This is a genomic window from Nostoc sp. (assembly GCF_036917415.1).
In the GTDB taxonomy this organism is placed as follows: Bacteria; Cyanobacteriota; Cyanobacteriia; order Cyanobacteriales; family Nostocaceae; genus Nostoc.
In genome coordinates this window covers 83266-99151 of record NZ_JBALDJ010000116.1, presented here as the reverse complement: position 1 = coordinate 99151, position 15886 = coordinate 83266, and the positions used below count along the sequence as shown (strand labels likewise).

Below are 15886 nucleotides of genomic sequence, written 5' to 3'. Positions count from 1 at the left end.
AAATAAGGTTCAGCAGCAAATCTAAAAGGCGATGCCCTGAACATTTGCAGATATTACCGCAGACACTGATTATGTTGCGGCGGCTAAAATACTTAAGTATTAGTAGTACGATCGAATTACTCAGGTTAAAATTGTCTATTTGGTACACAAGACCATCAGAAAATTGTAGAAAAGTGTATTTCCTTGGCTCGATAGTGGTGCTAACCTCAATTTAAAGGATGTTATCAGCCTTTATCTGCTAGAGTTTCTGACTTTCAGCAAATTAGATAATTTATCAATAACAAAATCGCTAGGAGTGCGATGATGATGTCACAGTCCCCTATGACAAGGCCAGAAATAGTTGCTGGAACTCTAATCGATAACCGCTATATTATCCAAAAACTTCTAGGACAGGGAGGATTGGGACGAACTTACTTAGCATTTGACACTCGTCGGTTTAATGAAGCCTGTGTTCTCAAAGAATTTGCACCCATTGGCACAGGGGAAAGTGGACTGGAACAATATCGTAACTTATTTAAAAGAGAAGCTAAAATTCTTCATCAATTGCAACATCCTCAAATACCCAAGTTTTTGGCTTGCTTTGAAGGAGATGGTCGGCTATTCCTAGTACAAGAGTATGTTGACGGTAAAACATATTCAAGACTGCTAGGAGAACTTCAACGTCAAGGAAGAAATTTCTCTGAAGACGAAGTTATCCAGTGGCTAAAGAATCTGCTGCCTGTTTTGGAATATGTCCACCAGCACAACATTATCCATCGAGATATTTCTCCTGACAACATCATGTTACCCGATGGCAAGGATCTGCCAGTGCTGATTGATTTCGGGGTAGGTAAGCAAATTGCTGACATGAACGAAGGGAGAAGTTCCAACCAACAGGTAACGTTTGTTGGTAAAATGTCCCTTGTCGGCAAAGTGGGATATGCTCCCCGCGAACAGATTAGTTTGGGTTTATGTTCACCCTCTAGTGACCTTTATGCTTTAGGTGTAACTGCTATTGTATTACTCACAGCTAGAGATCCATCTTTACTAATGGATCAATATTCACTTGAATGGAACTGGCGTGATTATACCTATGTTACTGATGGGTTTGCTCAAGTACTTGATTATATGTTGGAAGATAGACCTAATAAGCGATACCAAACAGCCAGCGAAGTTCTCAGAGATTTAGAGTATATTGGAGAACCAGAAGTGGCAATGCCTTCTGCAATCATGGTTGATGATTTACCGGCTACGGTATTTAACCCTGAATTTCAGGCTATGTCGGTTCTATCGCAGTCATATAACCAACCTGAAGAAACAATTTTTAATTCACCTACTAGTCCCCAAACTGGGCAAAGAATCGAACAACAATCTTCACTCCAACCAGCATTTATCAAACATTGTCAGCAAGAATTAGCCTACCACATCGGCCCAATGGCAAATCTGATTATAGAAGAAATACTAGCTCACAATCCTTATATTTCAGCTGACCAATTTATTGAACTTGTAACTAAGGAAATTCCTAACTTTCAAGCAGCTTTTGAATTCAAAAAAAGCTTATTTTCATAAAGATTTAAACATCATGAATTGAGGAATAATTTTTCATCTCTTAACTAATTCTGTGGGTTTAAGTCAAGAGAGCTAATATAAAGTAACAAGGTTTTTTGGCAGGATCTAAATACTGCTTACAAAGATTAATAACGTTAGTATTGCGCAAAGCGAGTCTGTATGCTTCTATGGATAAGTAAGCTACACGCAAAGTCTTGTACAGAGGGTTATTACGTTAGCATAGCGGTAGCGAGTCTGCGTATACCTGTAAAAAAGCAAGCTACGCGCAGCGTCTTGAGAGAGCCTGATTACGAATTATTATAATCGCCTGTACTTCCTTGAGTACGCTTGATTCTTTTCATCGCCATTTCTAAACTTAACTGCATCCGTTTAAAGGCTCTAGCTAAATTACCGATTTCATCATTAGATATCTGCTCAAATTCAACTTCCATATGTCCCGTACTAACTTCTTCGGCTATGCGAGTCATGCGTTTGAGAGGCATCACAACTTGTCGATTCAAGAACAAGTTGACTAACAGGATAGTCGCTATAAATATAGCTGATACAATCAAAATAATTAGTAAAGAAGACTGATTTGCTTTGTTGATGACATTCTTGGCAGGTACTGATATAATCTGAGCGCCAACAATTTCATTAAGCTTCCACCCAAATCCATTAGCAGCACCATAAAGACTAATCATACTTTGAGGTGCAGCTTCAGGTACACTATGACAGACCAGACAGCTTTTTTCAGAAACTGCTAAGGGACGAGCAATATAAAAGATATCCCCACCAGGAATTGAGCGAAATCCACTAACTTCTTTAAGGTCTAATTTATTTCTGAACTGTTCTACAATATCTGTCTCAAAACTGTCAGCCTTATCCCGAAGATTTGTGGGATTGAGAGTTGCTTCTTTATAAAAGAAATCTCGGTAGTCTGTTGTTTTCCGTAAAATTTCAAACACCTCTCGTGCTGAGTATCCAGGTACCGTTTGCGGCAAAAACTCAGTAGCCAATTTATCAACTAGCTCTGGATTTACTTGATCACTGGTATATTTACGAACAGAACTCATGGTTTGGATGAGCATGAGACCAGTTGAGCTAATATCTTGTTTAGCATTCTCCCTCAGTAGAGAAGAAAGAGTAAATCCACTCAAGCTCAGACCAAATGTCAAAATTACCAGTAGCAGAATTGTAAATTTTTGTTTCAAATTTAGATTCTTTAGCATAATTTTAGATTACCTACAAGTCAAATTATTATGAACAAATATGTCTAAAGTTACTGTTTACTCTAACATGAGCAATCAACTTTCATTTTTTTGTGTAAAGGCATAGTTTAGGCAAAACTATGAAGCTATATCCAACTTTATACTATTAGTAATTATTGAGGTTAATGAAAATGTTATATAAGTAACTAAGTTCCCAAAAGCTACAACAGCAATTCAAATAGAATTCCCAAAAATTCGTATTGGCTGTTCTGATACCGTGCCAAAATAAATACCAGCAATTGTAAAATATTACTAATGGTGTGGAATGCAGGAAAGTCTTTATTCGGGGGACGCTACATTATTGAAAGCCAACTAGGTGAAGGCGGAATTGGCATTACTTATCTTGCCAGAAATCAACGAAATCAACAGCGAGTGATTAAAACCCTCAAAGAAGAAATTCTGAATCACCCCGCCTGGATACTCCACCGAAACAAGTTACGGCAAGACTTTCGTGATGAAGCAGTTCGGCTGGCTGTGTGTCACCATCCTCATATAGTACAGATAGAAACCATTTTCGATGAGGGAAATTTGCCCTGCATGGTGATGGATTACATCGAAGGGGAAGACTTGGCACAGCGCTTGAGGCGAATAGGAGTGCTATCAGAAGCAGAAGCGCTACTTTACATCCGGCAAATTGGTGATGCTTTGACCCTAATCCATTCTAAAGGACTGTTGCATCGGGATCTCAAACCACGCAACATCATGATCCGCATTGATAAATTAGAAGCAGTACTAATAGACTTTGGCATCGCTAGAGAGTTTGTTCCTAATACGATCCAAAGGCATACAGTGTATCGTACTCCTGGTTTTGCCCCACCTGAACAGTATGAATCAGAGGCACCGCGAGGAGAATACATTGATATTTACGCCCTAGCCGCTACTTTGTATAATTTGCTTACCGCAGTTGTACCAACTAGTGCAGATGATAGACGTCACAATATTAATTTAGAACCACCACAATATTTTAATCCCAACATCAGCAACAGGGTAAATCAAGCTATTATGTGCGGCATGGATCTGGAGTCAACGTATCGTCCCCAGTCTGTGCAAGAGTGGTTGGATTTATTGGGATCTGAGACAGGGGAATATGTAACAAAAGTATCATCTGCTTTAGTGATAACCCCTAAGCTACAACTACCTATACCTATTGTATTAGATCGGCAGAACTGGAAATGCGTACAGACCCTCAAAGGTCATTCTAGTATGGTTCATGCGATCGCCATTAGCCCAAATGGGCAATTTATTGCTAGTGGCAGTAATGACAAGACCATCAAACTTTGGCAAGTGGGTACTGGTAAGCTAGTGCGTCAGCTGGGTCGTTGGTCTTCTAGTCATTCTAGTATGGTTCATTCCGTCGCCTTTAGCCCAATCTCTTCAAACCTTTCTTATCAAGGCGAGTCCGGCAAATCTGCGGGAGTTGCAGACCTGAACCGGGGAATCTTAGCTAGCGGCAGTTGGGATAATACAATCAAATTGTGGGATGTCAACACAGGTAAAGAAATTCGTACCCTCACTGGTCATGCTAATTGGGTGAATTCCGTTGCTTTTAGTCCAGATGGCAAGTTTCTGGCTAGTGGCAGTGCTGACTGCACAGTCAAAGTGTGGCAGGTACACACAGGCATAGAAATCCAAACTTTTACAGGTCATTCCGACCCAGTTTCGTCAGTCGCTTACTCTCCGAGAACGCCGCCTGCAACCAATAGCCAGGATAGACAGCTAGTGGCTAGTAGTAGTAATGATTACACCATTAAACTGTGGCAAATATACACAGGCAGAAATATTTACACACTCACAGGCCATTCCTTCTTTGTTAACTGTATCGCCTTCAGCAAAAATGGAGAAATTATCGCCAGTGGTAGTGGTGATAACACGATTAAACTCTGGCACGTAAATACAGGCAAAGAAATTCGTACTCTCACGGGCCATTCTGATTCAGTTTGGTCAGTTGCCTTTAGCCAGGATGGACAATTTCTCGCTAGTGGCAGTTGGGACAACACTATCAAACTGTGGCACATACACAGTGGTAGAGAAATCAGCACACTTACAGGGCATTCCAACTATGTTAGATGCGTCGCCTTCAGTCCCGATGGCCAAACCCTAGTTAGCGGTAGTGATGACGACACTATTAAAATTTGGCGAAGGGGGTAATAAATAATTCGTAATTCGTAATTTTTCTATAAATCTACAGATAGAACTCCGATCGCCCCAAATTTGTGACAATAATGACGGCAACCGTTATTTTTGAACAATAAAAAATTATATGGGCTTTGGTATTGGTGATTTATTCTGGATTTTCCTCCTTCTGACTTCTTTGCAACCCCTTTGGCAAAAACGTCAAATAGAATATCGGCGCTTGCGTGCTTTACAAGAATTCCAGCAGGAACGCAAAAGTCGAGTGATTTTGCTGATTCACCGTCAAGAGTCCATTAGCTTTTTGGGAATTCCCATATCTCGCTACATTACTATCGAAGACTCAGAACAAATATTGCGGGCAATTCGCCTCACACCTCCAGATGTGCCGATTGACTTAATTTTGCACACTCCTGGCGGTTTAGTTTTGGCTACTGAACAAATCGCCAGAGCGTTAATTCGCCACCAAGCAAAAGTCACAGTCTTTGTACCTCACTATGCTATGAGTGGCGGTACAATGCTTGCCCTCGCCTCTGATGAAATTATTATGGATGCTAACGCTGTCTTAGGGCCAGTTGATCCACAACTAGGCAATTACCCCGCAGCCAGTATCCTGAAAGTAGTTGAAGATAAACCCATCAGTGAGATTGATGACCAAACCCTAATTATGGCTGATCTCTCACGCAAAGCAATACAGCAGGTACAGCGATTTGTGCGAACTTTGCTAAAAGACAGTATACCTAAACAAAAAGTTCTGCCAGAAAACATCGAACCGATTATCGAAGCCTTGACAACTGGGCGCGTCACCCACGACTATCCCATCACTATTGAAGAAGCAACAGAAATGGGGCTGCCCGTAACCGTCGGACTGCCCCATTCTATTTACGATCTCATGGATCTGTTCCCACAGCCACAAGGAGGACGACCCAGCGTGCAGTACATTCCTATGCCTTACAATGACCGCCGTCCAATTCTACCTACACCCAAAGGCAGACCCTTAGAAGAACCAAATCAGATTACTTGAGGGACTTTGGGGTAGGAGTTTTTTGTGGCGACTAGGGTGTAGCTGTCGGTGTCGCTGTTGGTGTAGACATCGGTGTCGCTGTTGGTGTAGACATCGGTGTAGACATCGGTGTCGCTGTTGGTGTAGACATCGGTGTAGACATCGGTGTCTCTGTTGGTGTAGACATCGGTGTAGACATCGGTGTCGCTGTTGGTTTAGCTGTCGGTTTAGTTGTTGGTTTAGCCGTTGGTTTAGGCGTTGGCTGACTGAAGAGTGTCTTTGCTTCTTCATTCAGCTTTTGGCGGAGTGCTAAATTCGCAATTCCAGTTTCTTGCAACTGATATTTCTTCTGATACTCCTTCACCACTTCTTCCGTGCGGGAACCATAAAAATGATCGCGCGGCAGGGGAGGATTTGGCTTCACCACTGCATTCAAATTTCTGTGCAGAATTTGAACGATGTTAGCAGCAAAATTTTGGGTTTTTGGTCCTGCGATGCCATCAACTGGTTTTAGCTTATAACCAGTCTGAAATTCTCGAATTGCCTTTTTAGTTTCCTGGTCTGTCAAAGCAGTATTTGTTACCTTGACGTTATAACCTAATCCCCGCAATACCTCACGGAATTGCTGGGGCGTATAACTTTTTTGAGGGGCTGCAAAACCTGTGTCTGTAATTACCAAACTAGCAGTCATCAGGCAAGTAACAGCAAAGGTTGCGCTTGATTTTCCAAACCCACACCACATACTTAAAAACTCCTTTGGGTTAAATCAGCAGGATCATAAACATTAACAGCTGCATTTTAAGTTTGTTTAATAACTTTTTTCACGATTATTTAATGAATTTTGAATAAATTGTGATTTTTTTTTGTTAAGTTTAGCTAAGGCTGTGGAAAATAACTTCTGTCATCCATCAAAAGAAGTATCTTGTATTAGCAAAGATACAGCGGTTATCATTTGAAGCGAATATATCCTTTTAACACTAAACTGCGGTAGAAAATCACATCTGTGCATTGGCATTAACTTAAGGTGAAAGGCAGTCTCTTTACCTGTGGCTGTGCTGCAATGAGGAGTATTTTCAGCCTATGGTTGGAAAAGAGGTTTTAAAGGAGTTTTGTTTTGGCTGAAGTACTTCTACTGGGGTCTACTCGACTGGAAATTGCTGTAATTGGTTAGAAAGGGCCAAAAATTAATAAGGGACTTCCAAATAAATAAATATCCCATCGCTGTTAAGGCAGGGGGGCAGGGAGCAGGGGAAAAGAAAGCCGTTTTGATGGGCGTGAAATTGGATAATTTATTTCTTGGAGTTCCCTAAATGAAAGAGTTTATGTTTTAAACACCTAAATAAGTATCATATATTACAGAAAATGAAAAATATAAAATCTTCTAAGCAGCGTAATCTTTGGTTTGAAAAATTTATGGCAATTGCTGCCACCGTAAATTTAAGTTTAGTTTTGTTTGATTTAAGTTACGTACCCTGGCGAGATTTCTACTTGCGAAAACTTCCCCAAATTACCAAGATTTATGACCCAATAAAAGGTATTGAACTCCATCGAGACACAGAAAACTATCTGAAAACAGTAGATGCATTAGAAAAACAAGTCAGACAAACAGGGTTACAGTCGCCTCAGGTAAATAACAGACTAGAGGAAATAAGGGGTCTGAGCAGCGAGATGATTGACAGTAACCCGTTTGCAGGAGTGAATAAGAGTGGGACTCTGGAAAAAATCAAAAGAAGGATGCGATCGCACATCCGCAAAGAATCTGCAAAACAGTCCTTCGCTACTTTTTGGAGTCAGCCATATTTATCACAAAATGGCTGGCTTGAAGAAATGAATTTTTTTAACAAGAGCATCCGCCCTTTGATCGCGAGTAACTACTACCGCCAAATCGGGGAAAATGGGGATTTTATTGATAAATTCTGGATTATTGACTTACCCTTTGTGATTTTATTTGGCGTAGAATTGCTAGGGCGTACCTTTTTGCTCAGACGCCAACATCCTGGTTTTAGCTGGTTAGAAGCAGTATTGTGGCGTTGGTACGATTTATTTTTACTGATCCCATTTTGGCGAGGGTTGCGAATCATACCTGTATTAATTCGCCTCGATCAAGCGCGGTTATTGAATCTGCATCCAGTGCGAAAGCAAATTAATCAGGGGATTGTCGCCAATTTTGCCGAAGAACTCACAGAAATTGTAGTAGTGAGGGTGATTAATCAGGTTCAGGGTTCAATTCAGCGGGGTGAGTTAACAAGCTGGCTCTCGCAACAAGAAAATTTACGTCCCTACATAGATATTAATAATGTGAATGAACTGGAAGCGATCGCAGGTCTTTTGGTAAAAACAATTGTCTACCAAGTGCTACCCGATATTCAACCTGCGATCGTTGCCATTCTGCGCCACAACATCGAAACCGTCTTCCATCAAGTCCCCATCTATCGTAACCTCCAGAATCTCCCTGGTGTGGAACACGCCCAAACTCAGTTAAGCGAACAACTGGCGACTCAAATCACAACTAATCTTTACAAAACTTTAGTTAGCGCTGTTGAAGACCCTGTAGGAGCAAAACTCACCAGTCAATTACTAGAAAGCTTCACCAAGGTCTTGGGATCTCAAATCAAGGAAAAACATATACTCTCAGAAATTCAGAGTTTACTTTTTGACTTCTTAGAGGAAATCAAACTCAACTATGTCCAGCGTTTATCCCAAGAAGACATAGACCAAATTATCGAGCAAACCCGGCAGTTAAGAACACAAGTATTAGTTCCCGCAGTAGTGGATAAAGGCGCTATTTTCCCAAAAAGACGGGAAGGGTAGAGAGAGCAGAGGACAAGGAGAATTGGGGACAAGGGGAAAAACTTGTTACAAGTTCTCACCTCTTGTCACCTTGTCTCCCTTGCTCCTCTGCTTTTATGCCCTGTGCACCTCTGCCTCTTGTGCCCAATGCCCAATGCCCAATGCACGACTATAAAAGAAATGCGCTAAACTCGAATTAGGCGAATCATAATTTGGTTCGTCACAAGACTTCTTGGAAGATATACCTATCGCAGGAAGTGGGTCGATGCCCACTTTTTTTGTTGAATTCTCTCATGGTTCATCCTTTAGTTCCACAAATTATTGATTTGGCGACACCAGTGGCAGAAGAACTGGGATTGGAGGTGGTTAGCGTGGTTTTTCACACCAACCAAAGTCCACCAGTGTTGCGGGTAGACATTCGCAATCCTGAGCAAGACACTGGGTTGAACGATTGTGAGAGGATGAGCCGTGCTTTAGAAGCCTCCTTAGATGCTACGGAGATCGTTCCAGATACATACGTCTTGGAAGTGTCTAGTCCTGGTATTTCGCGGCAACTGGTAACAGACAGGGAGTTTATTTCCTTTAAAGGATTTCCTGTCATCATCTCCACTTCGCCACCCTACGACGGACAACAAGAATGGATTGGTCAGTTGATTCGTCGGGATGAGACAGCACTTTACTTAAATCAAAAAGGTCGTGTAGTCGAAATTCCCCGCTCCCTAATAACTAAGGTGCAGTTAGAGGAGCGCCGATAAACAAGTTACTAAGGCTAGAGGCTAGGGACTAGGGATTGGAGGGGCACAGGAGCAGAGGAGCAGAGGAGCAGAGGGAAGTTACTGCAAGTCTTTCCCTTTGCACCCGATGCCCAATGCCCAATGCCCAGTCTCTAGTTCCTAATTTTTAAAGGAGATTGCTTATGTCAATGGTTACTTTACCTGGATTAAAGGAATTAATTGAAAGTATAAGTCGCGAACGGAATTTACCCCGGCTTGCAGTTCAATCAGCTATTAGAGAAGCACTACTCAAAGGCTATGAACGTTATCGCCGCGCCCAAAATCTAGAGCGCAAACAGTTTGACGAAGATTATTTTGAAAATTTTGAAGTTGAACTCGATATCGAAGGAGAAGGATTTCGCGTTCTTTCCACCAAAACCATTGTTGAAGAAGTAGATAATACAGACCACCAAATTTCCCTAGATGAAGTTCAACAAGTCGCTCCTGAAGCACAGTTAGGGGACTCTGTGGTACTGGATGTTACCCCCGACCAAGGAGAATTTGGTCGGATGGCGGCGATGCAAACTAAGCAAGTATTGGCACAAAAATTACGGGATCAACAGCGCCAGATGGTGCAAGAAGAGTTCCAAGATTTAGAAGGAACTGTTCTCCAAGCAAGAGTCCTGCGGTTTGAACGGCAATCAGTGGTTTTAGCAGTTAGCAGCGGCTTTGGTCAGCCAGAAGTAGAAGCCGAATTACCGAAGCGGGAACAGTTGCCCAACGATAATTATCGAGCGAATGCCACCTTCAAGGTATATCTGAAAAAAGTCTCCCAAGGTCAGCAACGAGGCCCACAGTTGCTTGTGTCTCGTGCTGATGCTGGTTTGGTAGTTTATCTTTTCGCCAACGAAGTCCCAGAAATTGAAGATGAAGTTGTACGGATTGTTGCCGTAGCTAGGGAGGCAAACCCCCCTTCCCGCTATGTCGGCCCCCGAACTAAAATAGCAGTAGATACTCTCGATCGCGATGTAGACCCAGTAGGCGCTTGTATTGGAGCTAGGGGATCGCGAATTCAAGTGGTAGTCAACGAATTACGCGGTGAAAAAATAGATGTAATTCGCTGGTCGCCAGACCCAGCAACATACATTGCTAATGCCTTAAGTCCAGCACGGGTAGATGAAGTACGCTTGATGGACCCAGAATCGCGGCAAACTCACGTACTTGTAGCTGAAGATCAATTGAGTTTAGCTATTGGGAAAGAAGGACAAAACGTCCGTTTGGCAGCCCGTCTAACTGGTTGGAAAATAGACATTAAAGACAAAGTTAAGTATGACTATGCAGCAGAGGATACCAAATTTGCAGCTGTCAGAACAAAATATCAATCAGAGGAATTAGAAGACGACCTGGAATATGAAGAAGAATTCGAGGATGAAAATCAGAACGAATTAGAAGAGGAAGATAGTTTTGACAATAACAATGATGAATAATTGCTTAATTTTGTAAAGTTTTGATACTGTAAGATTGTAGTCTCAGTCTCAAGGGTTATTTTCTCAAAAGCTACTTGGTATAAGTAAAAAATAGTAATAAAAAACTTCTTTTGACATCAAAATCCTGGACTGAGATCGCAGAGAACCGATGAAACCAAATTATCGGCGCTGTATTAGTTGCCGTAAAGTAGGCTCAAAAGATGAGTTTTGGCGGATTGTCCGCGTCTTTCCATCGGGAAAGGTACAATTAGATCGGGGCATGGGGCGTTCTGCCTATATTTGTCCAGAAACGAGTTGCTTACAAGCGGCTCAAAAAAAAAATCGACTAGGGCGATCGCTACATGCATCAGTGCCAGAAGCACTGTACCAAAGCTTGTCGCAACGTCTAACCCGCAGTAATACCCAAAACCAAATTTAGTTGGAACAACTTTGTGACGTAATCATTAACAGGAATTGTGTCGAAAGCCGAAGTCGCGCTTTCATCACACTCCCTGTCGATCGTTAAGGTTAGTGCCAAAATAGTAAATGGGTGTAAAAGGCATTCGGCTCTCCAATAACGAGGGGCGAGGCAACATTCCCAGAACAAAATGTAATCGTTTGTATTGTGGAAGACTCAGAATCAACAAAACAAGAAACTACAAAATGGCAACCTGGTAGCGCTCAGGCGCAGTTCGGCGTCAAGGGTTCCTATAAAAATCTTTTATTTAAGAAATTTTTATGGGTATCCCTCAACCATCATTCCTGGTGGGGATGCCATTATTAAACCGAAACATCTCTCTTTCCTGATTGGAGGCACCGGCAAAAACTGAACGGCAACCTAAAAACAGTAATCCAAGGATGGAGATGTCGCACTCCCAGGCAACCATCCGCTAAAACTGTAAATTAAAGGGGAAGAGTGGATGAACAACGGCAAAGTTAGAATCTATGAATTATCAAAGGAATTGAATTTGGATAACAAAGAGCTACTAGCAATTTGCGACCAGCTCGATATTGCGGTCAAAAGCCATAGCAGCACGATTTCAGAATCCGAGGCAGAAAGCATCCGGGCGGCAGCAGAAAAGCTAGCAGCTACGAATGTGTCAGCCAAAAAGGAACTAGGTACAACCAGCCATAAGCCAAATTCACCACCCAACGGCGGACCTTCGCGACCTGCTGCACCCCACAAACAGCAAATTTTGGAAATACGCAAACCCAAAATATTGAGAAATACTACCTCCAACGCCCCAGAGGCGTCACTTGCTAACAATACCCAAGCTGCCTTGTCTGAAGCTAATCCTCCCTCTCCGCCACGGCCTTTCGCTACACCAGTTTCACCCCTGAAGCCGACGGTACCAACTAGACCTGTACCCCGGACTCAATCTGAGACTCAAGAGCAACCTCCGATCGCTGACTTGGAACAAACGCCTAATCCAAATCCGGCACAGGAAAAAATAGCATCCCAAAAACCGGAAAAAATAGTTCCACCCAGACCAAAATCGGAAAAACCGATCAAACCACAACTAGTTACTCCTCCAGCCAGACCTGCGGCGGAAGAAGCCCAGGTGGCAGACGAGCTAACCGGATCTCAGGCAGATAAACCGATCCTTAAACGCGACCAACGGCAACGACCCGCAGAAGGCGATCGCGAGCAAATTAAGCCAAGAGTCGCTAAACTGCCAACAGACCAGTCTCCACCATCTGCACCACAAAGAACAAGTCGTCCTACCCCTGCACCCAGCAGACCAGAGCAGAGAGGCAATAGACCATCTGCACCATCACAACTGGGAGAGGGACAAAGACCCAGACCAGCACGTCCAGGTGAAGCAGTAGCAGCCGCAATGCCGATCGCTACTCCACCCAGACAGATGTCAGGTATAGCGGGTAAATCTCAAGGATTGGGTGATGAACCAGTCACACCGGATCTCCTCGATTTGAAACGGCCAAGTCCGCCTCGACCGACCAAAGGCGGCAAAAAGTGGGTAGAAGAGGAAATAATTGACGAGGTTAAAGAGAAGGCAAAAGCTGGCGTCAAAGGCAAGCGAATCAAACCCATACTTGATGATGAGTTTGAAGAAGATTTGCTGGATGATGACGATATCGACTCACCAGCCACAGTCCAAGTCAGTCTTTCTATCGCTCGTCCTCCCAAACCGAAAGCGACTCGACCTGTACAGATACCAGGTGCAACCCTTGCTAGCGCCCCAACCGCAAGAGCCAGAAAGTCTGGTTCCAGGTCTGGTTCCAAGTCTGGTTCTGGGCGCGACCATCACCAAAATCGTCGCCAAGAAGCCGAGACAAAGCGCGATCGCCCCGAAAAAGTGACGATCACAGGGCCGTTGACTGTGCAAGAACTAGCTGACGTTTTAGCTGTTCCCGATACAGAGATTGTGAAAATCCTGTTCCTTAAAGGCATGGCGGTGAGTATCACCCAAAATCTGGATATTCCCACAATTACCCTGGTAGGAAAAGAACTAGAAATAGAAGTCGAAACCGCCGAGCGAGAAGCAGAAGCTCGGAAAATTACGGAAATGGTCGGCGCAGAAGACCTAGAATATCTCCACCGCCGTCCACCAGTGGTGACAATTATGGGTCACGTCGACCACGGTAAAACAACCCTACTCGACTCAATCCGCAAAACCAAAGTGGCTGCTGGCGAAGCCGGCGGGATCACTCAACACATCGGTGCATACCATGTGGATGTGGAACATGAGGGCAAACCACAGCAGATAGTCTTCCTGGATACTCCTGGTCACGAAGCCTTTACAGCTATGCGGGCACGAGGAGCGCGGGTAACAGACATTGCCGTCTTAGTAGTGGCTGCTGATGATGGTGTCCGTCCCCAAACCATTGAAGCCATTAGCCACGCCCAAGCCGCGGGAGTGCCAATTGTTGTTGCAATCAACAAAATTGACAAAGAAGGGGCACAGCCAGAGCGGGTTAAACAAGAACTGACCCAGTATGGTCTGACATCAGAAGACTGGGGCGGTGAGACAATCATGGTTCCGGTGAGTGCCATTAGAGGTGAAAATCTGGATACACTCTTAGAGATGATTCTGCTAGTAGCAGAGGTTGCAGAACTATCTGCCAACCCAGATCGCACCGCCAAAGGAACTGTCATTGAAGCACATCTGGATAAAGCTAAGGGAGCAGTTGCTACCCTGCTAATTCAGAATGGCACCCTGCATGTGGGAGATATCTTAGTAGCTGGCTCGGCCTTCGGTAAAGTCCGGGCGATGGTGGATGACAGAGGTAAGAGAGTAGACATTGCTTCTCCTTCCTTTGCTGTCGAGGTACTAGGTTTAAGTGATGTGCCAGCAGCCGGCGACGAGTTCGAGGTCTTCCAGAACGAAAAAGAAGCCAGAGCACTCGCTAGCGATCGCGCAGACAGACAACGCCTATCCCGCCTATTACAAGGACGTGTTACCCTCACAACCCTGTCGGCTCAAGCACAAGAAGGCGAGTTGAAAGAACTCAACTTGATCTTGAAAGGAGACGTACAAGGTTCGGTGGAAGCCATCGTGGGAGCGCTCAAGCAAATCCCGCAAAACGAAGTCCAAATTCGGATGCTGTTGGCTACGGCTGGGGAAATCACCGAGACAGATATCGATTTAGCCGCTGCTAGTAACGCTGTAATTATCGGTTTCAACACCACCTTTGCCAGTGGCGCTAGACAAGCCGCCGATGAAGCAGGTGTCGATGTCCGGGAATATAACGTCATCTACAAACTCCTAGAAGATATCCAAGATGCCTTGGAAGGTCTTTTGGAACCAGAGTTGGTGGAAGAACCCTTGGGTCAAACCGAAGTCCGTGCCGTCTTCCCAGTCGGTCGTGGTGCGGTTGCCGGTTGCTACGTTCAATCTGGCAAGCTAGTTCGCAACTGCAAGGTCAGGGTGCGACGTGGCGGTAAGGTGATCTATGAAGGCGTCCTTGACTCCCTAAAACGGATGAAAGAAGATACTCGCGAGGTCAACGCCGGCTATGAATGCGGTGTCGGCATGGATAAATTCAATGATTGGGTTGAAGGTGACATCATCGAAGCCTATCAAATGGTTACAAAGCGGCGCACTCTCACCTTAACGAGATAGTGTTGAGGGTAAAATGGTTAGAAGTTAGGAGTGATAAATTAGGAGTTAGGAGTTAAAGGCTGCTAATTGCTAACTCCTAACTCTTAACTCACAACTTTCTATAATATGCATTCATTTCGCTCTGAACCTATTTTGTGGATTCACGTCGCTGGATTAGCGACGTTGCCTGTTTTTTTAGTACTCTGCTTATTGTTCTTGTCTGTAGGCGAGCCATTTTTACCAGTCTGGATGGAGCTATTTTTAGTGGCCGCCATTGGTGTTCTCCCCCTGCTATGGATGCAGTTGCGTCGCCCCTTTTATATATTTGCTCTTTTAGGAATAGCCCTAAAGCCAGAAAATCTGACTGAACGGCAGCGAAAAATTCTCTGTTTAATTAATACAAAGTTAAATCGTATCCTGGCATTAGTTGCAGCAATATTGTCGGTTTGGATATTGTGGAATCTTTACCAAATTGCCCCATTAGTAGCAAATTCAGCTAAATTTCTTCCACAATGGCGTAGCCTTGCACTCGTGCTTGCGGGATTAGCCTTTTTAGGCAGCAATCTATTTTTACAAATACCTGTGAGTGTAATGCGAGTTTTGGTGATTAATGAGACAGAATTTGCTGGCATTGAGCCATTATCTTTAGAAAAGATTAAGCAAGATTTCACTATTTTAGGAGTGCGGGTTAATCAAATCGTGCCCCGATTATTGCAATCCTTGTTTAGGATAAATACAGATTCATAGTAGCCTCTAAAGTAGATTACAGCGGATTTCAAGTTGGTAAGATACACGAGCTAAGTCTCTTACCCAGATATAAAGCGTGTTTACTCCTGAATTCTAAATTTTGAATTCTGCTGTATTTAACTTTAAAGGGCTAGAGAAAAGAGCAGGGGAGGCAGGGGGCAGAGGAGCAGAGAAGAAT

Annotated in this window: 11 protein-coding genes; 9 read left to right on the top strand and 2 right to left on the bottom strand. The window is 43.6% G+C overall.

The window, feature by feature from the left end:
- Positions 1 to 306: 306 nt before the first annotated feature.
- The gene (locus tag V7K41_RS27725) at positions 307 to 1548 is read left to right on the top strand and encodes a serine/threonine-protein kinase (protein ID WP_334853452.1); all 1242 of its coding nucleotides are present in this window, start codon (positions 307 to 309) and stop codon (positions 1546 to 1548) included.
- A 287-nt stretch (positions 1549 to 1835) separates the two neighbouring features.
- Here V7K41_RS27725 and V7K41_RS27720 read toward each other — a convergent pair whose 3' ends face one another.
- Positions 1836 to 2756, bottom strand: a complete 921-nt coding sequence (locus V7K41_RS27720; protein WP_334853451.1) for a Tll0287-like domain-containing protein — start codon at positions 2754 to 2756, stop codon at positions 1836 to 1838.
- 294 nt (positions 2757 to 3050) lie between these two features.
- Between V7K41_RS27720 and V7K41_RS27715 the strand changes: the two genes are divergently transcribed.
- A complete protein-coding gene (locus V7K41_RS27715; protein WP_334853449.1) occupies positions 3051 to 4943 on the top strand; it encodes a serine/threonine-protein kinase in 1893 nt (630 codons plus the stop codon).
- Between the two features lie 112 nt (positions 4944 to 5055).
- Complete coding sequence (locus V7K41_RS27710; RefSeq protein ID WP_334853447.1) at positions 5056 to 5949, top strand: SDH family Clp fold serine proteinase; 894 nt, start codon at positions 5056 to 5058, stop codon at positions 5947 to 5949.
- 31 nt (positions 5950 to 5980) lie between these two features.
- On the opposite strand, the gene V7K41_RS27705 is transcribed toward V7K41_RS27710, so the two are convergent.
- The gene (locus V7K41_RS27705; RefSeq protein WP_334853445.1) at positions 5981 to 6670 is read right to left on the bottom strand and encodes a peptidoglycan-binding domain-containing protein; all 690 of its coding nucleotides are present in this window, start codon (positions 6668 to 6670) and stop codon (positions 5981 to 5983) included.
- A 620-nt stretch (positions 6671 to 7290) separates the two neighbouring features.
- Between V7K41_RS27705 and V7K41_RS27700 the strand changes: the two genes are divergently transcribed.
- The 6 genes from V7K41_RS27700 (at position 7291) to V7K41_RS27675 (ending at position 15708) form a co-directional block, all read left to right on the top strand.
- The gene (locus tag V7K41_RS27700; RefSeq protein ID WP_334853443.1) at positions 7291 to 8739 is read left to right on the top strand and encodes a hypothetical protein; all 1449 of its coding nucleotides are present in this window, start codon (positions 7291 to 7293) and stop codon (positions 8737 to 8739) included.
- Between the two features lie 272 nt (positions 8740 to 9011).
- Positions 9012 to 9473 (top strand): ribosome maturation factor RimP, encoded by a 462-nt coding sequence (gene rimP, locus V7K41_RS27695; protein ID WP_334853441.1) that lies wholly within the window; start codon positions 9012 to 9014, stop codon positions 9471 to 9473.
- A gap of 161 nt (positions 9474 to 9634) precedes the next feature.
- A complete protein-coding gene (nusA, locus tag V7K41_RS27690; RefSeq protein WP_334853439.1) occupies positions 9635 to 10918 on the top strand; it encodes a transcription termination factor NusA in 1284 nt (427 codons plus the stop codon).
- A gap of 148 nt (positions 10919 to 11066) precedes the next feature.
- Complete coding sequence (locus tag V7K41_RS27685; protein ID WP_334853437.1) at positions 11067 to 11336, top strand: YlxR family protein; 270 nt, start codon at positions 11067 to 11069, stop codon at positions 11334 to 11336.
- A gap of 481 nt (positions 11337 to 11817) precedes the next feature.
- Positions 11818 to 14982, top strand: coding sequence for a translation initiation factor IF-2 (gene infB, locus V7K41_RS27680; protein ID WP_334853435.1), 3165 nt, complete (start codon positions 11818 to 11820; stop codon positions 14980 to 14982).
- Between the two features lie 105 nt (positions 14983 to 15087).
- Entirely contained in the window at positions 15088 to 15708 is a 621-nt protein-coding gene (locus tag V7K41_RS27675) for a low-complexity tail membrane protein (protein WP_334853433.1), read from the top strand.
- Positions 15709 to 15886: the final 178 nt, after the last annotated feature.